This is a genomic window from Gordonibacter sp. RACS_AR68 (assembly GCF_030418485.1).
In the GTDB taxonomy this organism is placed as follows: Bacteria; Actinomycetota; Coriobacteriia; order Coriobacteriales; family Eggerthellaceae; genus Gordonibacter; species Gordonibacter urolithinfaciens.
In genome coordinates, this window is the sequence record NZ_JAIPUP010000002.1 from 247,478 (window position 1) to 272,776 (window position 25,299).

Sequence of the window (25,299 nt, forward strand, 5' to 3'; positions counted from 1 at the left end):
GCCGCAAGGCCCGCTTGGCACCGGTCGGCCCTCGTGAGCCTTCCGTCGCTCGGAGCCCCGCTTTCAGCCTTCGTCGCCGAACAGCGCGCTCACGCTCGTGCCCAGGCCGTCGGCGATGCGCTCCAGCACGTCAACCGTGGGGTTTGCGGCACCGCTCTCTATGTTGCCCAGGTAGAGCCTGCTCACCCCGATCATGAGCGCGAACGTAGTCTTGGACAGTCCGGCCCTCGTTCGCAGTTCCGCAATATTGGCACCGAGTTGGGCTTTCAGTGTAATATTCCCCATGCTCGAAAAGGCTAGTATCGGGCCGGAGAAATGTCGTAAACTATAGTTTACAGCACACGGATAAAACAACTGGTCACACGCTTATATATAAGCACCGGTGTAAGTGTCGCGACCGGACGCCGAGATACGGGGACAACGATGGAGCACGCAGAGTACGAACGGCAGATGGAGGCGATCAAGGCCGCAACTGCCCACATATTCGCCATGGCCGAAACCGAGGAGGAGGTCTGCCGCCTTGAGAAGGCCATAAACCACGAGGTCATGTACCTTGCGGCCATCGCCCAGTCCGAGCTGGTGAAGCCCGAGGGCGGTTGGGATCCGTTCGGGCGCTGACGTCCGGCGAACAGGGCCGCGAACCGGCCCCGGAACGATTGGGCCCCGCACTCGGGGGTGCCATTGCCGTGCAGGCCGCATCGTGCCCGGAAGGGCGCCGGTAAGCTCGCGCGAGCAGCCGCGCGGTCAGTCCGCGAAATCGTAGAGATCCTTGGTAGCCTGGCGAAAGTCAGCATACACCTCGGCCGCCACGCCCTCGTCCTCCACCAGCTCGAAGGCGGAGGGCTGGCCATCCTCGTCCAGCTCCGTCACCTCCAACAGCACGACCTCCCCCGACGAGCCGGCCGGCTCGTCCTCCGACACGGGAAAGAAGAACCCGTAGCGGCGCGCGCCGTGCAGCACGAGCCCGAGGAACTCCAACGTCACGGCATCGCCTCTCTCGTCGACGAATTCGAGCGTCACGCCCTCCTCGACCGGCGGACAGAAATTCGGGGCGCTCCCTTGGCGCATGCGCAGCTCCTTACCTCTCGCGGCCCCGCCCTCCTGCGCGGCAAGGCCCTGTTTGATCCCAGCAGCATAGCATACCGCGCCCGTGCCCGTCCGCCCGCCGCCTCCCCCTCCACGAGATCGGCTTTCATCTGCAACCGCCGCCGACGACCCGCGGCCATCGGCACCTGCACGCTTGCAGCGCCGCAGCCATCCGATCACTCTAGGTTACCGCCGATGACATTCCGCAGGTCAGCCTCTGCTTTGCCACCCCGGGCGAGCAGAGCGGGTCGAAAGATCCCGCCGCGGAGTTGCCGGAACGCTTCTTGTTGCGTGAAAGACCCTTCCAAGGAGGCGCGTCGGCCCAAAACGGGATTCTCCGGCCTTTTCTGGAAAACCCCTCCAGGGCAAAGCCCCTCCTTCGCCGCCAAGCGCCCTCACGCGCCCGGCCACTGGAAGAGGTCGGCGCGGTGATCGGCCACCCAGGCGAGGGCGAAGTCGCAGAACTCCTGGGCCTGGGGCGACAGGTCGGCGCCGGCCTTGCGGACGATGAACGTCTCCCAGACGAACGAGCGGTCGGCGAAGGGCCGGATGACCGTATGCGCGCGTCTGCCGCCCCAGGCGGCGAAATCGAACGACACAGCGATGGCGTCGCCCTGCTCGGCCAGGCGGTGGCATAGGTCCAGCTCCGTGGCCTCCATGACGATGTCCACGTGCACGCCCGCGTTCGCCAGGCGGTTCACCACCAGGTGGTGCGAGGCGAACTCGCGGCTGACCATGGCGAGCGGCTGGCAGTCCAGGTCGGCGTAGTCGATGGCGGCCTTGCGCGCGAGCGGGTTCGCCTCGTTGACGACCAGGCATGGCCGATGGCTCGTGAACGGCACGGCGTGGAACACCGACAGGTCCACCGGCCCTCCCAGCACGCCGACCTCGGCAACGTTTTCGAGCGTGCGCTGCTTGGCGATGGCGTCGGGGCTTTCCATGATGCGCGGGCTGATATGCGGATGGCTCTCGGCGAAGTCGCGGATGAACGCGAGCGAGAGGTACTCGGACACGCCCTGCGTCGAGGCGATGGTCAGCGTGTACTTCAGCGCGCGGGCAGCCTCCACCTCATCCTTCACACCTTCGAGCAGGCGGATGACCATCTGAGCGCGACGGTACAGCGCATCGCCCTGCGGCGTGGGCTTCACACCGAAGTGGTTGCGGGCAAAGAGCGACGTGCCCAGCTCGGCCTCGATCTTCTGGACGATCTTGCTGCACCCCTGGGGGCTTAGGAACTGGTCCTTCGCTGCGCGGGTGATGCTCTTCGTCTCGTAGACGGCCACGAACACCTTCAAGTCGCGTGTGTCCATGGCCGCCTCCCTTCCCCGCCTCGTCTGCACCCGGCGCGCCGCCTCCCTCCGCCGGCGCGCCGGTCGCGTTTTCCGGCGCGCAAGCGCGCACCGCGCCCCCGTTGCCGTGCGCGCCATGCTTGGACAGGGGGCGTCCCGCCGTCTCACGCACCCGCTCCCGCCCCGCGGCCAAGCCTGCGCCCCGCTTCCGCAGCCCGGCCCGCATGCGCCCGCCTTCGGTTCCGCGCCTCCATTCTACGCAGCGGGGCGCGCGTTTTGAATCGGCCTCACGTGACTATTGATACCCCTCTCCATATCGTTCGTTCCGCCATAGGAAACCCCGCGCGTAAGCTGGGAGCAGTACGGGAGGTATGAGCGCGACCACCACCCACCTGCGGTTTCGGGGCAGGACGGGCCCGTGGTGCGCACGGAGGCGGCCAGACGGCCGCGAAAGGGGTGAAAACATGATGGAGCGGAAAAGGATCTCTCCCGGGCTCGTGCTGTTCATGATGCTCATGTCCATGACGGCGGGGGCCATGTGCCTGAACAAGGTGGCGCCCATCGTGCCGGTGCTCACGGAGAGCATGGGGCTTGCGGGGGCTGGGCAGGCCGGGCTGCTTATCTCGGTGTTCGTGTTCTCGGGCATATTCCTGGCCATTCCCAGCGGCGTCATCATCGCGAAGCTGGGGTACTACAAGACGGGCATCATCGCCCTGGCGGCCATCTTGGCCGGTTCGGTCGTGGGCGCGCTCGATGCGGGCTACGCCGTCATGCTGGGCAGCCGCATCGTGGAAGGCGTGGGGCTCATCCTGCTCATGACGCTGGGGCCGGCGGCCGTGGCCAGCTCGTTCGACGACCGGCGCCGCGGCAGCGCCATGGGCCTGCTCATGTGCTTCATGGCGTTCGGCCAGATAGCCATGTTCAACCTGGCGCCGCGCATCGCCGAGGGCGGCGCTTGGGAGAACGTATGGTGGTTCACGGCCGTCTACGCCGGCGTGTTCCTCGTGGCATGGATCGTCGCGCTGCGCAACCTTGACGCATCGCTCGCGGCGGCGGCCGCGCCGGCCGCGGAAGCGCCGGGCACAGGGGCGCTTGACGGCGCACCGGCTGCGCCGAATGCGCCGACGAGGCTGTTCTCGAAGGACGTGTTCCTGAACCCGGGCGTGTGGCTCGTCGGCATCACGCTCATGGTGTACCTGATTGCCGAGCAGGGCGTGATCTCGTTTCTGCCCACGTACCTGGCCGAGGTGCGCGGCATGGACGCGGCGGCGGCCAGCTCCATCGTGAGCATCGCGCCGCTCGTGGGCATCCCCGTGGGCATCGTGGCCGGCATGGTGTCGGACAAGATGGGGTCGCGCAAGAAGCCGCTCGGCGTGCTCATGCTGGCCAGCGCCGTGACCTACGCGCTCATGCCCACCTGGCCCACCGGCGTGTTCATCGTGCTGGTGGTGCTGTTCGGCATCGCGGTCATGGGCATCGTAGGCCTGTGCTTCTCGGCCGTGGCCGAGCTGGTGCCGCCCGCGCAGGGCGACATGGCCGTAGCGCTGCTGAACACGTTCCAGTGGGTGGGCATCTTCCTGAGCTCCAGCCTGGTGGGCCTGCTCATCGAGGCGGTGGGCTGGGACATGGCGTTCTACCTCATGGTGCCGCTCACCGTGGTGGGCGCCGTGTGCACGTTCGTCACGCCGAAGCTGCGCTAACGGACGAGAAGAGCGCTCTGCAGCGGCCGGGACCGTCATGGCAGCACGGCAGGCCGAGGGCGAACTGCGCAGGCCCGGCCGCACCTCGGGGAAACCGAGCAGGCGGATGCGAGGGCGCGCAAAGCGCAAGACGAGAGGATGGCGCAAGGCACTGCGCCTTGCTGGAAAGGAGCTTTTCATGAAGGACATCATGAACGTCGCCGTGGTCACGTACGAGCCGCGCTGGGGCGACAAGGAGCGGAACCTGAACCGCATCACGGGCTATATCGAGTGCGCGGCGGCGCGCGGGGCGAACCTTGTGGTGCTGCCCGAGACGGCGCTCACCGGCTACGACGCCGATCTCGAACACGCCGGCGACGAGCGCATGCACCATCGGCTGGCCGAACCCATTCCCGGCCCGTCGACCGAGGCCGTGGCCGAGGTCACGCACCGCTTGGGCGTGTACGCCGTGTTCGGACTGGCCGAGCGCGCCGAGGACGGTACCGTCTACAACGCCGCGGTGGCCTGCGGACCCGACGGAGTGCTCGGCCGCTACCGCAAGATGCACCTGCCGGCCGCCGAGCCCACCTGGGCGGGACGGGGCGACGAGCCGTTCATGTTCGGCACCCCCTGGGGGCCGGTGGGCGTGAGCATCTGCTACGACACGTTCGTGTTCTCCGAGATCATGCGCTACTACCGCGCGAGCGGATGCCGCCTCATCGCGAACCCGTTCGCCGTGAACACGGGCGTGACCGCCCGCAACATCAAGGACTCGCTGGAGTACCTGGCTGCGAACAACGACGTGTACATCGCCTCGGCGAACTGCACGGGCTGCGCCCTCACCGACGACTTCGTGGGCGGCAGCAGCGTGATAGGCCCCGGCAAGAACGTGCCGGCCGTGCACTACTACGCCGGCGGGCCCTGCGGCGCCCCCGGATCCGACGAGCAGGAGCTGCACCTGGGCACCGTCGATCTGTCCTACGTAGACAAGCCCTTCCTGGCAAAGCAATGGGCCGACGAGGACCCGGACTTCCGCCCCGATGTCTACGCCCGCTGGTATGCCGAGCTGGCCGGGCAGGAGCGCTTCAAGCGGTAAGGGCGCATGCGGGTTGAAACCTGCCTGGTCAAAGAGGGGGCTGCCTGCGTACCGGGGGCAGCCTCCTCTGCATGCGGGATGACCTCCTTTCGCCCCGCCCCTCTTTAAGCGACATACATTCGCCATTCCCTCTTTACAAACATATGTTCCCTATGCTACGATAGCCTCATCGAAACGAGCCAATGCACGCGCTGCGCTGATGCGCAGTCCGAAGAGGCGAAGGCGTTCCCCTTCTGCCTGACGCAACGCTTGCAGGATCCTCGAAACCAGGGAACATTGGGAGTAGCCCGCGTTGGGTTGCGCCCGCATGGTAGGAGGATGCATGGGCTACATCGCATTCGAGCACACCCGCATCGTTGCCAGCGAAGGAGGTGAGAGCATGGCAGAGTTCCAGCCGGACCCGTTTCTGACCTCCCTCGGCCTGTCCATCGACGAGCAGCGCGCCTACGACGCGTACTGCGACGCGGTCGTGGACGCATCCGAGGCAGAGATCGCGCGCACGGGGATTACGTATACTTGGGAGGAAGTCCAAGCGAATGCCCAAGCGGAATGGGATCGCCTCAAGCGCGAATACCCCCGCGAAGATTGGGGGCGGCCATGTTCCCAGTAGAGTACGCACCCGAGTTCAACGAAACACATGTGGACATCGCGAGAAATCTCTTTTTCCACTACGATGACTATTCTGCACTTGAAGAGTTCGACAACGCGCTGCAGGCCGCCCTCGCCACGGTACGGCTGTTCCCCGAGGCATATCCACGCACGGGCAAGGCGCGGCGGCGCTTCACCTTCGAGTACCGCTCCATCCCCTACACGGTGATCTTCGCCTTCGACGGCGAGATCATCACGCTGCACGACCCTCACTTCGCACGGTCGGCACGTGCCGCGCACTGGCTTGAGGAGTAATCGGCAAATTCTCTGTCTGCGCTTAAGCGAAGGGGTTGTATCAAAAGCCTTCCTGTAGAAGGGCCGAAGCCTCGTGAAGGGCTTCGGCCCATTTCGCTGTCGGACGGAAGAGGGGGGCAGACCCCTACGCCCGCGCCGTCGCGGGTCGGGCCGGGGGTCGGCGGCAAGGGCGGAGCCCTTGCCCTACGGGACGATCCCACGACGAGCGCCGATTGCGGGACGTTTTTTTGGGGGGGGGGGCACCGTGCAACCGGGGCCGGGTCACAGGTTGCGGCAAGCACAGGGTGCCTGCCCTACGCAGGTTCTCGCACGCACCGGATGCCCCGGTTGTACGTAGGACACGGGCAGGGGGCGCGAGGGCGGTCGGCCTTGCTGTGCTGTGGGAAAAAGCGCCCCTGGTCGTTCGGGACGAGCGGGGGCGCTCACTGTACCTTTTTTGGGCACGGGGAGGCCCGGGGGCGCGGAGCGCCGACCGGGCCTTGGGTGGTGCTGGTTAGCGGCGGCGGCGCAGGCGAACCGCTGCAATCGCCGCAAACGCCGTGCAAACGGCTCCGAGGACGCCTGCGGTGCCCACGGCGTTGCCCAGCGGGTCGCCGGTAGGAGCCAGCGGCTTGGCGCCCGCGGCGCCGTCGGTGGCGCCGGTTCCACCGTTACCGCCGTTGTTGCCGTTGTTGCCGTCATTTGGCGGGGTCGGCGTCGGCTTGTCGGGCTTCGGGTCGTCGGGGCCAGGGCCGGGGTCGGCCGCGGCCACGGTGAACGTCGTCTCTGCCGTCCCGTCGGTGTACGTCGCGACCAGCGTATGCGTGCCCGCCGAAAGCGTGGCCAGGTAGTCGCTCGAAAGCGTGAGGATCGTGCTGCCCGAAGCCGCCGTGTAGTCCTTGCCGCGGACGAGCTGCGCGCCATCGACCGCCAGCGACACGAACTTGTCGAGGTCGCCGTTGATAGTGAACGCCAGACCTGCCTGCCCCGGCTTCCACGTGCTATTGGCGCCGGCCGTCACCTGGTAGGTTTTCATCGTTTGTGTGGTGAAGGAATCGCCGTACGCCCACGCCGTCTTCAAAGCGTCGTCGCCCTCTCCCACGACCGCCTGCACGCGCCACTCGTAGAGCGTCCCCGGCTCAAGGCCGCCCAGGTCGTACGAAGGCTCGGTCAAACCCGCGACCTCCGTCCAATCCTGGCTGCCGGCAACATGGTACGCCAGCGTGAACGTGACGCCGTCCACATCGGCGGCCGCCCACGAAAGCGCGGCGTTCGTGTAACCGACCGCGCCCACCGCAAGCCCGCTCGGCACGCTGGGCGTCACGCGCACGCGCGCCTGGTTGCTGATCGCGACCGGCGCCGGCGCCGCGAACGTCTCGGCAACCTCAGACACCTCAGATGTCGCGGACGCCTCGCCTGCCTCGTTCACTGCAGGCGTCTCGCTTGCCTCGGGACCGTCGTTCACCCCAAGCGTTTCGTTCGACGCGCCAGCCTCGGCCACGTCGGCCACGTCGGCTCCCTCGGGCGTCTCAGGCGTTTCAGCCGCCTCGGCAACCTCGGCAACTTCAGATACCTCGGCACCCTCGGCCGCCCCGGCGCTTGGAGCCGTCTGCGTGGCTACGCAGCGTACGTAGCCGGTGGTGTTGGCGGCGAGCGTCAAGACCTTATCCGTCGCGTTCGGGATAGTCTCCCACGAACCGTCGGCATCATCGGAATCGAGCGCGCGGCGCTGCCACTCGTACGAAACGCCCTCGGCATCCCCGAGGTTCGTGAATACCGTGAACTTCGCTTGCTCGCCCTTCCCAAGCACCACGTCGGGCGGCCATATGCGCGCGACCTTGAGCGACCCGCCCGACAGCGTGACGAACCCGCTGCCGGCCCATTCGCTCGCCTGGCCGCCTTGCACGGCTTGCACCTGCCACTCGTAGGACGTGCCGGGCGCAAGACCGCTCAGCGGGCAGGTCATGTTCACGGCGTCGATAGCGGCGGCATCGGCAAGCTGCCACTCCGAAGCGCCTTCCTCGCGGTACTGGACGTTGAACGACTCGACCGCACCCGGCCCCGTCCACGTCCACGCAAGCGTCGCCGCATCCCTCGTCACCTCTCGCACGTCAAGGCCGCTCGGCGTTGCCGGCGACAGCACCAGCGTCACCGCGTTGCTCTCGACCGTCTTCGTCTTGCCGCCCGGCGCAGTCGCCGTCACGAGGCAGCGCACGGAGTGCTCGCCCGCTTCCAAGGTGGCAACCGACAGATGGGTGCGCTCGCCCGTCTCGCCGGGCAGGTTTGTCCACCCGCCGGACAGCAGGACCTGCCACTGGTACGCCAGCGACTGGCCCTCGGCGGCACCGGTAACCGTGGCGAAGAAGTCCTCGACCAGCGCGCTATCGCCCGCCACCGCTTCCGCACGCTCGGGAGCCACGACTACGCTGCCGAGCACGCCGTCCGGCGACGTCGTGGCGAACGCAGGACCGTCAACCCATTCGGAGGCCACCCCGTCGGCCGACACCGAGCACATGCGCCACTCGTATGTCGTGCCGGGAGCAAGGCCTTCTACGGTATAGGGCGATGCGGTGAGCTTCGACACCGTGGTCCATCCGTCCTCGCCAGCCGGCCGGTACAGCAGCGTGAAGGAGCCGCCGGTTGGCAGCGTGCCGTCCCATGCGAGCGTCGCCGCCGTGTCGCCGATATCCTTCACTTCCAGGCCGGTCGGAACAGCATCGGCACCAGGCTGCACGCGCACGGACACCTCGTTGCTGACAACCGGGTCGCCCACGGCAGAGCCGTTGACTGTATACGTCACCGTGCAACGCACGTAGCCGCTCGTTATAACGGAAGACGTCACGCTGCTGCCCGTTTGGCCCGTGATCTCCACCCACGCATTAGGATCGTTGGGTTTGGAATCGAGCGCACGCTTCTCCCATGCATACGTAAGCTCGCCCGGATCCACCATCCCGTCCAGGTTCGTGGTCGCCGTCACCGTGGCCTGCGCCTCCGGCTTCACCGTCTGGTCGCTCGGATCCACCAGCACCGACTCCAGCTTCAAGGCAGGATGCTCCGACGCCGTGACGAACAGACTCGAGGACGACGGCAGCGACTCCACGTCGTTCTGCACGGCCCGCACGCGCCACTCGTAGATCGTCTCGGGCTTCAAGTCCTTGAGCACAAGCTCGCAGGCACCGCCCGCAGCCGTGGCGGTCTTCCACTCCTTCGCACCGCTTTCGCGATAGAGAACCTTGAACTCGTCGGCCTTCTGCAAGCCTCCCTTCTCCCACGTCCAGGAAAGCGTGGCTTCGCCGGACGTGATATCCGACGCCGTCAAGTTGGCCGGAGCGGCGGGCGCAAGCGTGCAGGTGACCTCGTTGCTTGTCGTATCGACACGACTGTACTCACCGTCGCCCAACGTCACCATGCAGCGATACCTGCTCGCTCCAGCCGTGGCCGCCTTGTTCGCCTCGATGCTGAGCGTCTCGCTCGTTGCGCCCGGCACAGACACCCAGTCCTTGCCCTCATAACGCTCCCACTGGTACGTCTTCTCGCGCGTGCTGCTCGTTATGGGGGCATTGGGCATGGCCGTGAACGTCAGGGTGCGGCCGTTGCCGATAACCGCCGCCGCCCTCGTCGGGGTGACCTCGACCTTCGGCATGGTGAACACGGGGCCGTCCACCCACTCGGAATGCGGGCCGCCCTTATCCACCGTAGGATTATAACCTCCCTCCCCTTTCATATTATTGCTCAATATCGTACGCACGCGCCACTCGTACGTTGCATCCAACTCCAAAACCTGGGAAGTCAGAGGGCAGTTCGTTTCGTTGCAAATCTTTTCAGACCACTCGCTTTCACCGACCTTGCGATAGTTCACCTCATAGCCGATGACCGTTTTCTGCGCATTGTCTTTTGCACGCGGGTCATCACACTTCCAGCTCAGGCTGGCACACGAGGTAGAGTCGTAAGTGCCGACACGGGCCGCTTTCGCGGAAGTGTCCTTCGGTGCCATGGGCTCGGTGCGCACGCGTGCCGGGTTGCTGGACACGGTCTTGGTCGTCCCGTCAACAGTCTGCGTCACCGTGCAGCGCACGTAGCGGTTCCTTTCATCCCCGGAAAGCGTTATCTCCTTCGATGCTTTGCCGTCCATTGGCGTCCAAACGGTTTCGCTTTTGCGCGGATCCTCCGTTGTAAGCTCGCACCATTCCCACGTGTACGTGAGAGCGGAGTCATCAGTCACGTTCGTGGATGCCGTGAGGGTGACAGCAGTCGTCTCATTGACCAAGCTGTCAGAGGGCGTAACCTGAACGGAGCTGAGCACCCCGGACGGCTCGTCCTGCGCAGTGATGAACGTGTCGATCTCCGACCACGGCGATGTCACGCCGTTCTGCACGACCCGTACGCGCCACTGGTACGTGATATTCCTCGCTTCCAGCACAGCCCGACACGTCCTGGTCGCGTTGTCTATCGCAAGACCCGCGGACAGCCACTCGTCATTGATGGCACCAGCTCCTGCGAGCTTTCGGTAGCTCACCTCGAACCGAGCGCCCTCCGGCAAAGCGCCGTTGCCCCACGTCCAGCTGAGCGTGGCCTTCACCTGGCCGCTAGGCTTATCAGGGTCAACATACGGAAAATCATCATCGACGGTAAGATCGGTCGGCGCAGCGGGCATCGCCGTCACGACGGACTCGTTGCTGTCGAACGTCTTTGCGAGGCTGCCGCGCGTGGCCGTGACCTCGCAGCGGTAGACGTGCCCGCCGACCGACAGGTCCTTCGCGGAAACCTGCAGCGTGGCAGCCTTCGCACCCTCCACGGACTTCCATTCGGAGCCGTCGGAGCGCTGCCACTGGTAGGTCAGCTGCTCGTGGTCGGCATCGGCGTCGGTATTCGCCGTCAGCGTGACGGCACGGTCGGCGCCGGCCAGAACGCTCGTCGCGCTCGGCGTGACCCAGGCCCGCGAGAACACGATCTCTTCCGGATCCGTGGTGAACAGAGGACCCGCCACCCAGTCGCTGCACAACGGATCGCTGCTTGTACCGTAGGCAACGGAGCGCACGTTCCACTCGTACGTCGCGCCCGGCTTCAAGTCGTTCAAATTGGCGGAGGCCGAATTCAATCCTGATTGGACGATCCACTCGCTCGAACCAACCACGCGATACACGAGGTCGGATGCAGCCCCGTTCGCGTCGCCCGTCCAGCTGACTTTGGCGGTCGTTTGACCGAAGTCGGCGGCCTTCAGGTCAGCGGGCGCTGCGGGCATAACGCGCACGCGCCCTTCGTTGGTGCTGGTAACCGTGGCATTGGCCAGCGGCGGCACCAGCCCGCCGGCAGGCGGCGTATACGTCACCGTGCAGCGCACGTAGCCGGCCGCGCCCGGATCAAGCTCTATCTCGCGCGTCGTCTTGCCCGCGAGCGTCGTCCATGCACCGGGGTTGGCGGGATCCGATCCCAGATCCCGCTTCTCCCACGTGTAAGCCCTTGTCGCGTCCGGCATGTCGTCCACGTTCGTGTACGCCGTGAATCTTGCCTGCCCGGTCGCACTGGAGGTTTGGTCAGCCGGGCCCACCACCACGCGCGTGAGCTGGGGGATCGGCGACAACGATTGCGTCACGAACAGCGACGTGGCCGAGCGCACCGACGGCTCGCCGTGGTCCATCACCTTCACGTACCACTCGTAGGTGGTGGCGGGCATGAGGCTGTTCAGCGTGTACGTAGCTTCCGCCAGGTCGGATGTGCTGGCCCACTCATCGGTTCCCGATGCGCGCCAGAACACGCGGTAGGACATCCCTTCAACAAGGGAGCCCGTCCACGACAGATCCGCGGTGGCTGCCGTGATGTTCTGCGCCAGCAACGAGGTGGGGGGCTCTACCGTGGTCTCGAAGCTGACCGACTCGCTGGTTATGGTTTTCAGCTCCTCGCCGTTTTTGCTGGCCGTCACGGCACAGCGGTACTGGCACGAGCGCGGTGCCGCATCCGCCGTATCGGCTACGTACGTTGCGCCCGTTGCGCCTGGCACATCGCCCCACTCGTCACCGGTCGCGCTTTCCTGCCACTGATAGGACAGCGTTTCGCCATTGAGGGCGTTGTCGATATTCGTCGTCGCCGTGTACGCGATGTCCTTGTCGCTGCCCGCCACGGCCACTCCCCAGCGCGGCGTCACCGACACCGCGGCCAGCGCGCTGGGCTCTTCAAGCGTGGTGAACGTATCGGCCGAAGCCCACTCGGACTGCAGCTGGTCGCGCACCACCGCCTGAACGCGCCACGAGTACACCGTGTTCGCCTTCAAGCCTTCCACGTCGCACGACGTGCTGGAACCCACGTTGTCGACGGTTTGCCAAGCGTCGTCGCTCGGCGTGGGGCCCTCCGCGTACTGCACCTGGTAGGTGACGTCGCGCGGGTCGTCGCTTGCCCACGTCAGGTGCACCGAGGTAGTGCCCGGCTCGGCCGCAAGCTGCACGGGCGGCGCCACGGGAACGCTCGTCAGCAGCAAGCCGACGGAACTGGTCACGCTCTTCGTGTCGGTTCCTACGCCAGGCGTCGTCCTGGTGGACGTCACGACGCAGCGATAGCCGTCGACCGATCCGCCCTCGGGCGCCGTGACGGAAAGCGTCTTCTTCGCACCGTCTTCGCCATCGACGTCGAACCAAGACTCGCCGAACGCGTTGCGCTGCCACCGGTACTCCAGCTGTTCCGACGAGTCGACCTCGTTCGTCGCAACCTCGAACGTCACCGTTTCGCCGGGTTCCACCAGCTGCTTGTCCGGGTTCACCGTGGCCGTTTCGAGCGTGCTTGCAAGCGGCGTATCGAGCGATGCGTTAGCCGCCTCCGACCGGAAGCCGGCTTGCGGCGCGGCGTACACCGTCACCCCGTAGCTTGCCCCGGGCAGCAGCCCGTCGAGTTGACAGCTGCCTTGCGCTGCGACGTCGGAGATGGTAACGATCCTGGAGTATTCGGACCCCTTGGAACCGTTCCCATCGGTTTGCTGCCACGTCACCACGAAGCGACGCACGATGCCGTTCGCCGTCCAGGTAACCTCGCCCGCGGTCGCGCTGGTTGCCCGCGCTTCCGCGTTCGTGGGCGCAACGGGAGTCACGGTCAGGTAGGCCGCCGCGCTGGCGGCGTTCGCCGTCTGGTTCTCTTTGGTGCTCGTCGCCACGCAGCGGAACGCCGCACCCACGTCGCCCGCGCCCACGTTCTTCACCGTGAGCGTCGCCACGCCGTCTTTCTCGCTCATGACGTACTTGTCGCCCGCCGCAAGGGGGGCGAAGTCCTGCTCGCCTGCGCCCTTGCGCTGCCAGGCGTACGCAATCGTGCCGCCGTCGCTCACGCTGGCCTGCGCCGTGAACGTCGCAGCCTCGCCAGCTTCCACCCAGGTCGTCTTGGGCACCTGCGAGAATGCGGGCGTCTCGATGGTGGGCTCTGCCAACGTCATCGCGTCGAGCGCGGTCGAGAAGTCGCTGGTCACGCCGTGCGTGAACGCGGCAACGCTCACCTGGTAGGGCGTGCTCGGCTCAAGGCCCAGCACCTCATAGCACAGCTTGCCGTCGGCGTCCGGCGTCAAGCTGCTCGCAGCCACCGAATACGTGGTCGCGCTCACCGGATTGCCGTCGGCATCCAGCTTCGCGCACTTGATCTGGTACCCCTCCGCAGCCTCAACCGGCGTCCACGAAACCGGGAGGCTCGTGGGCGTCGACGTGCCGAACGCGACGTCCGTCGGCGTGGGCGGCGTGATGGCCACCGTCACGACGTTCGAGCTGTCCGTGACCGACTCGTCGGGCGAGGTCGCCTTCACGCCCAGCTTCCACTGCCGCCCGTAATCTTCGGAGGCCACCGTGTGCTTCAGGGTCGTCGTGTAATCCTGACTGGCATCGCCAAGCGTAACCGGGTCGCCCTCAGGCCGCCAATCCTTGTCGCCCTCGCGCCAAGAGTACCATTGCAGCTCGGCAGCCTTCGGGAACTTCCCGCTGTTCGCCGCATAGGAGGCCGAAAGCGTGATCTCGTCGCCCTGCTTGGCGTCGCTCGGGTTGGCCGTGGCCGTCCAGGTGCCCACCTCGGGGCTGGGCAGCGTCGTGTCATTCTTGATCCACGTATAAGAGCCCGTGTAGGTCGGTATGCGCGAATCGGTGGTGCCGATACCCGCATCACACCAGGTATCGCTGGGTAGGCCGTCGACCTTCAGCTCGAAATGGCCATCCTTTGCCTGCTCCGACGGGACGATCCAGATGCGGTCGTCCACTTCAACCTCGTATTCGCGCACCAGGCCCTCCGCAGGCGCATCCCAGCATATCGTCATGCTGTGCGACCCGACATCCTTCGTGCTCGGGCTCAGCGTCTCGGAGGTGCGGTGCACCACGGGAAGGGCCGATGTACGCGCGATGGTTTCAGTGATGCCATACGTCGGGTTGCCCTTCTCGTCAAGGTTGTACACCTCGGCCTCCAACCACACCCACCACGCGTCCATCGGATCGCACAGTGTCTCCGGATGGGCGCTCTCGTCATAGGCTTTCCGGAAGTCCTCCGGGAAGCTCGCGGTGTCAGATTCCGTGGTGAAGAACTTCTGGTACGCTGTTTCGGCGTACTTCTCCGTACTGAGATGCCACGTGTACAGGGCGACGTGTTTGCCGTCTTTGTAGCTCGCCCAATCGTAATCCACGGAAATTTTGTCGTTCTTATTTTCCGAGGGGAGGTAGGCCGTGCAGTAGGTATCGTCCCACGCAAGCACCGTCGTGCCGGACGTGGAAAACTCCTTTTGCACTGATGAGCTTTGAAGACCTTCCGTGTCGGCTCGCACAGACACGCGATATTTTTGCTGAGGATCGAGGGTTGCATCGTAGGTGTACGTATACACCCGACCGCGGTTCACCTCCACCCAATTTTCTTCCCCCGAGCTTGACGAGTCGTCGCGTTCGATGCTCACGTAGTAGCCATCGCTCGGCAACTTGTTCCCCGCGGCATCTTCCCACTCCCACGTAACGCTCACATGTGTGTCGTTCGTCACCTTCAAGTCCGTTATCTTCGGCTGGGGAACAGACAGGTTCAGGGCTTTCTTCGACTGAGCGCTTGCCGTGTCGACGGACGCCGGCGGCGTGGACAGCTTCACCCGGAAGTACGCCTCATCAAGCTTCGCCTGGGCGTTCAGCGTGGCATACAAACGCGCGCTCTTGCGGTCATCGCTCCACGCAATGCCGCGAACCGGCTTGCCCTTCTCGTCTTGAGCGAACAGCTCGTCGGGCACGTCGGTCCAACCGCTAGAGCCTATGCAATACTGCCACTGGGCAGACACCTCGCGGCCGTCGGTCTGCGCCTGCGTGTACTGCACATCCGAGGCTAGGTTGAACGTTCCGTTGACTAACACGTTATAGTCGGTATCAAAGTCGAGTGCCTTGCCATTTTGCACCACGGGTTCTTCCGTCACCTGCACCGCCGTGATGCTGGCCGCCACGCTGTCTGCGTAGGGCACCACGAACGGCACACGGTACGGCTCGCTTTCGCCCGTGTAGCGTCCGAGTAGATAATAGTTGTCCATCACGCGAGACACGCATAGCGTGTAGGTTTGCCCCTCCCTCAAATTCTGGTCCGCCAACGTGAAGCCGCGCACGTCGTCAACGTACAGTTTTGCCGTGTTGGTGGTAGCCGGCAAGATGCCGCCAAGACCGCCCTCAATCCACGCCATATGGGCGAAGTTCCCCGGAACGGACTCGTCTATGAGCGATGGGAGGTCGCCCAGTATGCTCCCGTTCACGTTGTAGGAGTGCGTTCCCAAAACCTCGTCGATTTCACTATCCTCCTCCAAGGTGATGCTGCTGACTTTCGCTTCCGACTGCGGAATGTCCAGCACGATGTTCGCAGAACTGGTGTAGAGCGTGCCTAACGGTTCGAGGAAATCGTAGTACTCTATCTTGATGCGGTAGTCCCCCATGGCTTCCGTTGAGGACTCAAGGTAGAAATGGAACTGGTCTGCCATGGCGGCGTGGGGGACGTCGAGGTCTTTATAGCTACTGCTCCCCTCCTTCTTGAACTGCAGCGTCGCAGAATAGTAGTCGTACGTGGTGTAGAAATCGAACCAAACCTCATGATTTACGCCTTCGGCAACGGCGGAAACCAAGCAGTCTTCGGGTTGGCGGAGAATCTCGAACGGCACGCTCGTATCGGCCCACTGCGCATACAGTGTGATGGTATGGGAATCGTCTCGGAAATCGTACAGGTTGTCGGAGTTTTCGCTTATCCATTCCGCTTTCGGGTCGTTTCCATCTTTCTTGGTCGCCCAGCCCAAAAACGCCCGGGTATCTTTTTTGTCGTTAGGGTTGACGCAGGTAGCCGTGGGCAGCGCACCTACCGGCTCGCCTTTCATGAAGGTCTTGGTCGCGTCTTTCGGATCCAATGAGCAGGTATAACCGCCGGTGGGTTCGTTCAGGTCGAACTTCACGGTAGCCGAAGAGGGCACGCAGTAGGCGTAGAAAACGGGCTCGCCGCCGTAGACACGATCGTGTATATCGTCGGAGTCGGCCTTGTATTCCTTGGGCGGCTCGCTCCACGTGCCGTTCGCGTCGAGCGCTTCGCGCGTCCAATAGAGCACACGGTAGCCCTCCGGCGGATAACTGTCTCCACCGTGGAAAGTCTTGCTCCAACCGACTTGCTCGTAGTCATACTTGTTGGATAGGGGGGTTATCACCGTCACTTTGATGCTCTTGCCGACACCGACGCCCTCAAGTACCTGTTTACTGGTATACCCGTGGCCATAGGCCATATTAATCTTGCTGACAATGCTGCCGTTGTTCGTGCCGCTGACGGCGTCCGCCGGCACGCTGCCTTCTAAGGTCTGGCAGCCGTTAGGATTATTTACATGGTACAACGTGAACCCGAAGAGGCCGCCGGCATGCCCGGCTTCTGCGGCGTTGGTCTTGATAGTACCTGAGTTGTAGCAATACGAAATAGTATGCTGATCATAGGTAGTGGTATCGGAGAATCCCACCAAACCGCCGGAGTATCCGATGCCGCTCGCGCTATAGATTTCCCCTTGGTTGTAGTCGTGACCAATGACAAAATGGGTAGATTTATACGACGAATACCCCACTAGGCCTCCGGCGCATCCCCCGATTGTTTCTGGCTTGTCTTTTTCATAAACGTCATAGAACGTGGAGAAGCTGCCGCCCATCGACTTGATCGCGCCGTTGTTCGAGCAGTACTCCAAACTACTTCTGTGAGAAGAGGCCAGAAATTCACTGCTGTACTCCACAAGGCTGCCCACCAGGCCGCCGGCGTGCCCCTGCGAGGACAGGATATCGCCGAAGTTCGAGCAGCGCTCGATGTCGATACTGCCTTCGCCAGACTCATTGTCGTAATACGAGCCTATGAAGCCGCCGGCGCTCGGGCCGCCCTCCACGTTCGCCTGGTTCGTGCAATCCGTTATCTCGATCCGGCGGTTTTCGGAAGGGTTGCCCTCCTCGCCGATGCTCCCGAACAGCGTGCCCGCGCTGCCGCCGTGACTCACCGAGCCGATGACGTGGAGGTCCTTGATCGTTGTAACGCCCGTGTTGTCAGGCTTGCCGCCGGTTTGGAAGAGGGCGCTGCTGCCGGTAAGCTGGAGCTCGATCAAATGACCGTTGCCGTCGAACTCGGTCACTTGCAAGTCGGGGTGGTTCATGGCGGCGATGACATCGTTGGTGACGGCGCCGCCGTATTCCGTGCCGTCGATACCAGGGACGGTGAGGTCGTTCATGAGGCGCGCGTGCTGCTGGCGCTCTTGGTCCTGGCCCATCTCGTTCAGCTTGTTGCACCACGCGATGAGGTCGCCGGTGTTGTAGATGAGCATGGGGTCTTCGGCCGTGCCCGTGCCTTGCAGCTCGCCCGCGTAGGCGGGCGAGGGAGCCGCGAGGCCAGCGAGCACGAGGATCGCGACGAGCATGCCCGTCGTGAGCAGCGCGGCGAACGCCGACCGCTCGCTTTCATGTTCACGCCTCAGTATCCGGCCCATACCGTACTCCGTTCTCGCAGGAAAGCACACTTCAAGTGAAGTTTACCGAGGCGCAAGATCGAAAACCGTTTTCTGGCACGAAACGAACCTCCCTGGCACGAAACGCACCCCCGCAACCCCCGAGCGGCGGGAGGAGGTCGGGGGAGATGACGAAAGGGGCACTCGTTCGCAGGCGCGTCGCACGCTTGCCTCGGTCTGCCTGCACATCTGAAAAACCGTGTCTCTCTATTGGACAAGCGATTTTCATCTTCAATGCCTCAGCTCTCACCGCATGATGCGGCAGCGGACTTTGTTCCTGCTAGAATGTCGATAGGATTATGACGAGATACGAAAAGAGCCGTCATGGACGATAAGAGCTTGTTGCGGGAAATAGACGACGGGGAAACGAAAACCCTCGAACTAAAGGAAACCCTTCCTCCAAAGAGCGAGAAATACGTCAAGACCCTCATCGCATTTGCTAATTCTGCTGGCGGCAAGCTCATCGTCGGCGTACGCAATGAAGACAGGAAGATCGTTGGCATAGCCAACGCTTCGCAGGTTGCAGATACAATCGCAAATGCGCTCTCCGATTTATGCGAGCCTCTTCTGGCTCCCCGTATTCGAGTTGCTCAATTCGAAGATCGTGAGATTGTAATAGCAGAGGTCCAGCCGGGCCCATCAGTGCCGTATCACTTCAAGGGCAAAGACGTTGGTAAAGGGACTTATGTGCGCGTCGGAGCAACGACCCGCATGGCAGACGAGACGGCTCTCAAAGAGCTCTTGCTTCGAGGGTCGTCTCAATCATATGATGAGCAGGTTTGTCCAGAGGAGCCGTTCCTCGAAAAGGAAGCACAGCTTCTTTGCGACGAGATAAACCGGCGTCGCACGGATGACGGCAGACGCGAAGCGACTATTCGCAATCTTGAGAATTGGGGGCTTGTCAAATTGATCGACGGCAAGAGGGCTCCCGCACGGGCCTTGATTCTACTCACCCGCAATTCATATCGCTTTGCCCGGATACAGTGCGCTCAGTTCAAGGGCACCGACCGCGTGGTTTTTCTTGATCGTCGCGAGTACGGCGGACCGCTCTATGAACAAGTCGACGAGGCGGTTCAGTTTGTGCTGCGCAATATACGGCTCGGTGCCGAGATCAAAGGTCTCTATCGAAAAGACGAATACGAGTTACCGCTGGAGGCCATTCGAGAGGCCATCGTCAACGCCGTGGTGCATCGAAACCTACAATCGAATTCGTGCGTACAGGTGGCGTTGTTCGACGACCGACTTGAGGTGACTTCTCCCGGCGCACTTTTTGGCGGCATAACCATAGAGCAGGCACTCGAAGGTGCCACTGCGCTAAGGAATCCCTTGATCGCTGAAGTCTTCATGCAGATGGATCTATTTGAAAGCTGGGGGACCGGACTCAGGCGAATCAAAGACGCCTGCGAGGAAGCCGGCCTCCCGGAACCCGAGTTCCGCGAAATCGGCAATATGTTTCGAGTGAACATTTTCAGGCGAGCACAAGAAGGGGCTATGGATGAAGATGTTTTGTCCCATGGCAAGGGACAAGCTGTGCCCCTCGAAACGTTTGCAAAGCTGAACGACAACGAGAGGCTCGCTCTTCGGCTCGCTGCGGAGGAGGGTCGGGTGACCTCGGCAAGCCTCGTTGAAAAGGCGGGAGTGTCCAAGCCAACGGCATCTCGCGTGTTGAAGAACTTGGTTGACGAAGGACTGCTCGTCTGGCATGGCAAAAACAAAACCGATCCTTTTCAATACTACGGTCCTCCTGCCAAGCTGTAAAGAGCTGTAAAGAGCTGTAAAGAGCTGTAAAGAGTGTTGGGCTGGCTCTTAGTCTTCCGGGGCAGCGCGTTGCATTATACTGTTCGCAAGACGATCCGCCCGCACGTGGGCGATTTTCGTCCCTGCACAGCCTGGCACGAAACGCGCCGATCTGGCACGAAAACATCCGTCGCTTTTCGACGATACCGCCAAAATGGAATGGAGGTTCCATGACGCGTCGCATAACCGATATGCGCCGTTCAGGCGAACCCCTCCCTGCCGGCATGTATCGAAGAAAGAGACCGATGAGAATCGCCATCGTTGATGACTGCGCACCCGATGCCAAAACCCTCGAAGACGCGATCCGCTCCCACCTGGACAAGCGAGGACGCACCTGCGAGATATGCCGCTTCCGCGGCGGCGACGACCTGTTCGAGACAGCCGACGCGCTCGCCTTCGACCTCGTGTTCCTGGATGTGTTCCTGGACGGCGCCAACGGCATCGACATCGCCGAACGGCTGCGGCGCGAGAACTACCCCGGCCTCATCATCTTCACCACCGTGTCCAGCGAACACGCCGTGGACGGGTTCCGTGTGCGCGCGTTCCACTACCTGACCAAACCGTTCACGCCCGACGACATCGCCGCCGCTCTGGACGAGGCCATCGAGCGCCTCGCCGGAGACGAGACCATGCTGCGCATCCACGACGGATCGGCCGTGATCAATGTGCCGCTGTCGCAGGTGCGCTCCATCACCGCCGACGGGCACTACTTGAACCTCAACACCGCGAACGGGCCGCTGCGCTGGCGTCAGTCGTTCGGCCGGCTCGCGGACATGGTGGCGCCGTATCCGCAGCTGTTCGCCTGCAACCGCGGCATCATGGTGAACCTCGCCCATGTGGACGACCTCACCGACGACGGCTGCTTTCTCATGAACGACGGCTCGAAGCTGCCCGTGCGCCGCTCGTCGCGCGCCGAGGCGCGCAGCCGCTATTTCGATTACCTGTTCGCCCACGTACGGAGGTAGGCTTCCATGGGAGAGGACGTCGCCGGAGGGGTTCTGTGGTACGTCGTGCGCAACGCGCCCACGTTCCTGGCGATGTTCTTCCTCATGCTGCTGTCCGTGCGCGGCCGGCTGCGCTTTTCTCTCAAGGCCACCGTAGGCATCGCGCTGGGCATCGTCGCCGCCGTCAGCCTGGCCTGCGGCATCGGCGTAGCAGCCTTCGCCGGCGAGGAAGGGGTCTGGGCGACGGTTCCCGTGCTGGCCGTGTCGCTGCTGTCGCTGGCCGCGCTGACGAAGCTGCCGTGGGGCAAGCGCCTGTTCGTTTTCTTCAGCGCCGCGACCGCCGCCGCCATCGCCATCCTCGCCTACGACGTACTGCTGCGCACGGTAGCGCTGGAATGGAACTTCGGGGCGCGGCGCGTGCTGGATGCCGTCGTGTGCTCCGCGGGCCCGCTCGTGCTGACGCCGTTGTTCGCGCGAACCATCCGCTGGGGCGTCGATCAGGTGGACGACCCCGCGCTCTGGCGACGCCTGGCCGCCGTGCCCGCAGGGTTCTTCGTCGCAGCGAACGCACTGTACCTGTTCGCATACGCGGTGGAATTCCTATCGTTCGGCTCGGATGTGCTGTACGCGCTGGCGGTGAGCGTCCTGGCGTTCCTGATGGTAGCGTCGTACATCATGCTGTTCTCGGCCCTGCGCACCGTCATGGAGAACGCGCGCCTGCGCGAGACGGCTCAGTTGGAAGAGCTGCAGCATGAGCGCTACGAGAACCTGCGCCGCACCCTGCGCGACACCGCCAAGGCGCGCCACGACTTTCGCCACCAGATGCTGGTCATTCGATCGTTTGTCGACGAGGACGACGTACGGGGCCTGCGCGCGTACCTCGACGAACACGGAGCCGGCCAGGCGCAACACGAGCCGGGCGCTTACGCGCTCAACTTCGCTTTGGACTCCGTGGCCGCGCATTTCGCCGAGCGGGCGCGAGCCTTCGGTGCCGATGTCTCGCTTGCCTTCGCACTGCCCGAACGCCTGCCGCTGCCCGAAGCAGATTTCTGCATGGCGATGGCGAACCTGCTGGAGAACGCCGTGGAAGCCTGTGAGCGTGCGACGGCTGAGGATGCACAGGTTGCGGGGAGCGCGCAGGCGGGGACAGACGGCCGATCGGCGGCGCCGGACGGGGCGCGCCCGCTCTTTGTGGACGCCGAAGCGCGGATCGAGGGCAACGCCGTGCTGGTTTCCGTGCGCAACAGCTGCACGTCCGCCGATGCCCGCGCGCTGGCCGCCGCGGCGCCGGAAGGCGTGCTGTCGAGCGGCGCACGCTCGGCCAAGCGGAAAGGCGACGGCATCGGGCTGACCTCGGTAGCGACCCTGGCGAAGCGCTACCGAGGCGAGGTGCAGGTTGAAGCCGACGAGCACGCGGCGACGGTTCGCGTGCTGCTGCGCCCGAGCGGCGCTCGCTAGCATCCCAGGGCGTGTCAGGGCGCGGCCGTTTCAAAAGCGATGCCGTCCCACCTTCTACGCCCAACGGCCGCCGTCGGCTCCCCTGTTCACCACTTCGGCAGCGGATACCCGCAAGACAACCGCATTTCGGCTTTCGTAATTACCAATAGAAACGCCCCGCACCATCCCATACCAAGAAGGCTATTTCTTGTTGGATCGCTTCTTGCGCTTCGCCTTCGGCGGCTTGGAACCGGCTTTGGAGGCACTGGCACCGTGGGGCTGCACAGTGCTCGACGGACTGGTTCCCGCAGAAGGTTCTGCCGATCCGTTGGATGCAGTGCCCTTCTTGGCGGCAGCCGTCGTCTCCACGGCCGCCTTCGATGCCGGCTTCACGGCAGACGCGCCTTTGGACGGCTTGCCCGCGGCCGCCTTCGCCGGCTTCGCCGACGCGGCCGCCATGGCGCCCGGGTTCGCGAACTCGAAGCGGCCCACCTCCGTGCCGTACTTCTTCACGAGCTTCGCGTTCCTCGGCTCGCGCGTCTTCCACATGGCGTACAGCGGCGTGGCCACGGCCACCGACGAGTACGAACCGCAGATCAGGCCGATGGCCATGGCGAACGCGAAGTCCTTCAGCGTCTCGCCGCCGAAGAACAGCATGGCCAGCACCGGGATGAGCGACGTGAGCGTGGTGTTGATGGTGCGCACGAGCACCTGGTTGATGGAGTGGTTCGCCATCGTCATGAACGTGCATTTGATGTCGTCGCCCTGCATGTTGTCGTTGATGCGGTGGAACACGACCACCGTGTCGTAGAGCGAATAGCCCAGGATGGTGAGCAGCGCGGCGATAGTGTTCGGGTTCACCTCGCGTCCCACCAGCGCGTAGATGCCCATGACCAGCACCAGGTCGTGCAGGAGCGCCACGATGGCGGTGATGCCCATCTTATAGTCGAAGCGGATGGCGATGTAGATGATGATGAGCACGATGGACACGAGGAACGCGATAAGCGATGACTGGATGACGCTCGCGCCCCAGTCGGGCCCGATGGTGGTCACCTCGAAGCTGTCGGTGGACAGTCCCAGGTCGCCCGCCACCTGGTTCGCGCGCGCCGTGGCATCCTCGGCGCTCGTGGTGGTGGTGCGTACGAGGAAGCCCTCCTGGCCGTCCGCGTTCGTCGTCTGGATGACGGCGTCGGGCTCGCCGGCCGCATCGAACGAGGCGCGCAGCTGTTCGGTGGTCACGTCGCCCGTGTTGTGGAACGCCACCGAGGTGCCGCCCACGAACTCGATGCCGAAGTTCAGCCCCTTCACGCCCACGACGGCGAACGACGCGCACACGAGCACGGCCGCCACCGTGAGGAAGATGCGGCGGTAGCCCAGGAAGTTGATGTCGCGCTTGATGAAGCGCCCGCGCGGCTTGCGCGCCGCCTTCGCGGCGGCCTCGCCGGCGGCGCCCGCATGCTTCTCGGCCACGCGCTCGCTCTCGGCGGCGTTCAGAGCCTCGCCCGCCTCGGCCGCAGCCGTGCTCGTGCCCTCGGCCAGCGCCAGCGCCTCGTAGTCCTTCGCGGCGGCCTCGGCGTCCGAAACGCCCCAGAAGCCGGGATGGCCCGCGATGACCTTCGGCGCCAGCAGGCGGATGAGCGGGGCCTTGAACAGCAGCATCATGACGATGTCGCACACGATGCCCAGCGCCAGCGTCAGGCCGAAGCCCTTGACGGAGGCCGTGGCCAGGAAGAACAGAGACAGCGCCGACACGAGCGTCACCAGGTCGGCGTCCACCGACGTGACGATGGCGTGCCGCACGCCCGTGATGGACGCGGCGCGCACGCTGCGGCCCATGCGGATCTCCTCGCGGAAGCGCTCCATGGTGAGGATGGACGAGTCGGCCGCCATGCCGATGGTCAGCACGATGCCCGCGATGCCCGCGAGCGAGAGGCTGAACAGCCCGAACGCCGAGAGCGTGGCCAGGATGCCCAGGTACAGCACGGCGAAGATGCCCATGGCCGCCGCCGTGATGAGGCCAAGGCCGCGGTAGAAGAACAGCAGGTACAGCATGACCACGGCCAGGCCGATGAGCGCCACCAGCACGCCGGACGCCAGCGCGTCCTGGCCGAGCGTCGGGCCCACGGTCTGGCTCTGCGCGTACTCGAAGCTCACGGGCAAAGACCCGCTCTCCAGCACGGTCTGCAGCGACTTGGCTTCGTCGAGCGAGTAACCGCCCGTGATGGACACGTCGCCGTTCGGGATCTCGGACTGCACTGCCGGCGCGGACTGCACCTCGTTGTCCAATATGATGACGATCTTGCCTTTCGTCGGCGCAAGCTCTTTCGTAGCCTCGGCGAACGCCTTCGTGCCCTCGCCGTCCAGCTTCACGTTCACCGCATAGTCGGCGGAGGCCTCTTTCTCCTTGCCGATGGAAACGTTCGTGATGTTTGCGCCGGAAACGAGGGGCGTGTAGGTGCCGTCCTCCACCTTGAGGTGCTCGGTCTTGCCCGAGGGCAGCGAGTTGCCCAGCTCGTCGGTGATGGTGGCCTCGTTGCCGTACTGGCCGTTCTCTATCTTGGTCTTCACGTCCTGGTCGGTGAACGAGTCGAGGCGCGCGAACTCCAGCTTGCCGGTCTTGCCGATGGTGTCGAGCGCGTCCTCGGTGTTCGTGAGGCCGGGGATCTGCACGAGGATCTGGTCGGTGCCCTGCACCTGCACCACGGCCTCCGAGGCGCCGAGCGCGTTCACGCGGCTCTCGATGATGGCGCGGCTCTTCTCCATGTCCTCGGTCGACACGGCCTGGCCGTTCTCGCCTTTCGCCGTGAGCACGACCGACAGGCCGCCCTGGATGTCCAGGCCCTGGTTGATCTTCTCCTGCGGGGGCGCGAACATGAAGATCGAACCCACCACCAGCAAGGTGGTGGCTATGAGGAGCCAGACGTTGCGCCGGTCGACCGAACGGCCGGGCTTCTTCTTCGATTTCTGGGCTGTCGCCATGGAGAGCTCTCCCTCGTTGATTCTTTCCATTCAAAGGCGCGCGGAGCGGCTCCGCCACGTCAACTGTCCTATTGTGCCACAAATCGACCGCCGGGAACACTTCCCTGCGGTTAAACTATACTTGTCCGGAAATATT

At 64.1% G+C, this 25,299-nt stretch carries 13 protein-coding genes; 8 read left to right on the forward strand and 5 right to left on the reverse strand.

Annotated features, from left to right (window positions below; translation table 11 throughout):
* Positions 1 to 63: 63 nt before the first annotated feature.
* The gene (locus K9U15_RS05805) at positions 64 to 285 is read right to left on the reverse strand and encodes a helix-turn-helix domain-containing protein (RefSeq protein WP_041239536.1); all 222 of its coding nucleotides are present in this window, start codon (positions 283 to 285) and stop codon (positions 64 to 66) included.
* Between the two features lie 138 nt (positions 286 to 423).
* On the opposite strand from K9U15_RS05805, the gene K9U15_RS05810 reads away from it, so the two are divergent.
* Entirely contained in the window at positions 424 to 618 is a 195-nt protein-coding gene (locus tag K9U15_RS05810; protein WP_015539953.1) for a hypothetical protein, read from the forward strand.
* A gap of 126 nt (positions 619 to 744) precedes the next feature.
* On the opposite strand, the gene K9U15_RS05815 is transcribed toward K9U15_RS05810, so the two are convergent.
* Both K9U15_RS05815 and K9U15_RS05820 read right to left on the reverse strand, forming a co-directional pair.
* Complete coding sequence (locus K9U15_RS05815; protein WP_087191305.1) at positions 745 to 1,068, reverse strand: DUF1292 domain-containing protein; 324 nt, start codon at positions 1,066 to 1,068, stop codon at positions 745 to 747.
* A gap of 413 nt (positions 1,069 to 1,481) precedes the next feature.
* Entirely contained in the window at positions 1,482 to 2,396 is a 915-nt protein-coding gene (locus tag K9U15_RS05820; protein ID WP_161959458.1) for a LysR family transcriptional regulator, read from the reverse strand.
* 443 nt (positions 2,397 to 2,839) lie between these two features.
* Between K9U15_RS05820 and K9U15_RS05825 the strand changes: the two genes are divergently transcribed.
* From K9U15_RS05825 to K9U15_RS05840, 4 genes are all read left to right on the forward strand, one after another.
* The gene (locus K9U15_RS05825) at positions 2,840 to 4,075 is read left to right on the forward strand and encodes a CynX/NimT family MFS transporter (RefSeq protein WP_206613357.1); all 1,236 of its coding nucleotides are present in this window, start codon (positions 2,840 to 2,842) and stop codon (positions 4,073 to 4,075) included.
* Positions 4,076 to 4,253: 178 nt separating this feature from the next.
* Entirely contained in the window at positions 4,254 to 5,150 is an 897-nt protein-coding gene (locus K9U15_RS05830) for a carbon-nitrogen hydrolase family protein (protein WP_096228064.1), read from the forward strand.
* A gap of 322 nt (positions 5,151 to 5,472) precedes the next feature.
* Complete coding sequence (locus K9U15_RS05835) at positions 5,473 to 5,760, forward strand: GMP synthase (protein WP_227115190.1); 288 nt, start codon at positions 5,473 to 5,475, stop codon at positions 5,758 to 5,760.
* A gap of 29 nt (positions 5,761 to 5,789) precedes the next feature.
* Positions 5,790 to 6,053, forward strand: coding sequence for a DNA-directed RNA polymerase subunit beta (locus K9U15_RS05840; RefSeq protein WP_227115189.1), 264 nt, complete (start codon positions 5,790 to 5,792; stop codon positions 6,051 to 6,053).
* A 493-nt stretch (positions 6,054 to 6,546) separates the two neighbouring features.
* On the opposite strand, the gene K9U15_RS05845 is transcribed toward K9U15_RS05840, so the two are convergent.
* Complete coding sequence (locus tag K9U15_RS05845) at positions 6,547 to 17,988, reverse strand: fibronectin type III domain-containing protein (RefSeq protein WP_301155753.1); 11,442 nt, start codon at positions 17,986 to 17,988, stop codon at positions 6,547 to 6,549.
* Between the two features lie 342 nt (positions 17,989 to 18,330).
* Here K9U15_RS05845 and K9U15_RS05850 point away from each other — a divergent pair, with 342 nt between their 5' ends.
* The 3 genes from K9U15_RS05850 (at position 18,331) to K9U15_RS05860 (ending at position 22,205) form a co-directional block, all read left to right on the forward strand.
* A complete protein-coding gene (locus K9U15_RS05850; protein WP_096228060.1) occupies positions 18,331 to 19,764 on the forward strand; it encodes an ATP-binding protein in 1,434 nt (477 codons plus the stop codon).
* Between the two features lie 284 nt (positions 19,765 to 20,048).
* Complete coding sequence (locus K9U15_RS05855) at positions 20,049 to 20,768, forward strand: LytTR family DNA-binding domain-containing protein (RefSeq protein WP_096228059.1); 720 nt, start codon at positions 20,049 to 20,051, stop codon at positions 20,766 to 20,768.
* Between the two features lie 6 nt (positions 20,769 to 20,774).
* Positions 20,775 to 22,205 carry a sensor histidine kinase gene (locus K9U15_RS05860; protein ID WP_096228058.1) on the forward strand — a complete coding sequence of 477 codons (1,431 nt, stop codon included), beginning with the start codon at positions 20,775 to 20,777 and terminating at the stop codon, positions 22,203 to 22,205.
* A 180-nt stretch (positions 22,206 to 22,385) separates the two neighbouring features.
* On the opposite strand, the gene secD is transcribed toward K9U15_RS05860, so the two are convergent.
* Positions 22,386 to 25,163 (reverse strand): protein translocase subunit SecD, encoded by a 2,778-nt coding sequence (gene secD, locus K9U15_RS05865; protein WP_096228057.1) that lies wholly within the window; start codon positions 25,161 to 25,163, stop codon positions 22,386 to 22,388.
* Positions 25,164 to 25,299 lie beyond the last annotated feature (136 nt).

What these genes read in the sequence shown, in the direction of transcription:
- K9U15_RS05855 (WP_096228059.1), top strand. Translation starts at nt 20,049, where the DNA reads ATGAGAATCGCCATCGTTGATGACTGCGCACCCGATGCCAAAACCCTC.
- K9U15_RS05825 (WP_206613357.1), top strand. Translation starts at nt 2,840, where the DNA reads ATGATGGAGCGGAAAAGGATCTCTCCCGGGCTCGTGCTGTTCATGATG.
- K9U15_RS05830 (WP_096228064.1), top strand. Translation starts at nt 4,254, where the DNA reads ATGAAGGACATCATGAACGTCGCCGTGGTCACGTACGAGCCGCGCTGG.
- K9U15_RS05835 (WP_227115190.1), top strand. Translation starts at nt 5,473, where the DNA reads ATGGGCTACATCGCATTCGAGCACACCCGCATCGTTGCCAGCGAAGGA.
- secD (WP_096228057.1), bottom strand. Translation starts at nt 25,163, where the DNA reads ATGGCGACAGCCCAGAAATCGAAGAAGAAGCCCGGCCGTTCGGTCGAC.
- K9U15_RS05850 (WP_096228060.1), top strand. Translation starts at nt 18,331, where the DNA reads ATGGACGATAAGAGCTTGTTGCGGGAAATAGACGACGGGGAAACGAAA.
- K9U15_RS05860 (WP_096228058.1), top strand. Translation starts at nt 20,775, where the DNA reads ATGGGAGAGGACGTCGCCGGAGGGGTTCTGTGGTACGTCGTGCGCAAC.
- K9U15_RS05845 (WP_301155753.1), bottom strand. Translation starts at nt 17,988, where the DNA reads ATGGGCCGGATACTGAGGCGTGAACATGAAAGCGAGCGGTCGGCGTTC.
- K9U15_RS05820 (WP_161959458.1), bottom strand. Translation starts at nt 2,396, where the DNA reads ATGGACACACGCGACTTGAAGGTGTTCGTGGCCGTCTACGAGACGAAG.
- K9U15_RS05805 (WP_041239536.1), bottom strand. Translation starts at nt 285, where the DNA reads ATGGGGAATATTACACTGAAAGCCCAACTCGGTGCCAATATTGCGGAA.
- K9U15_RS05815 (WP_087191305.1), bottom strand. Translation starts at nt 1,068, where the DNA reads ATGCGCCAAGGGAGCGCCCCGAATTTCTGTCCGCCGGTCGAGGAGGGC.
- K9U15_RS05810 (WP_015539953.1), top strand. Translation starts at nt 424, where the DNA reads ATGGAGCACGCAGAGTACGAACGGCAGATGGAGGCGATCAAGGCCGCA.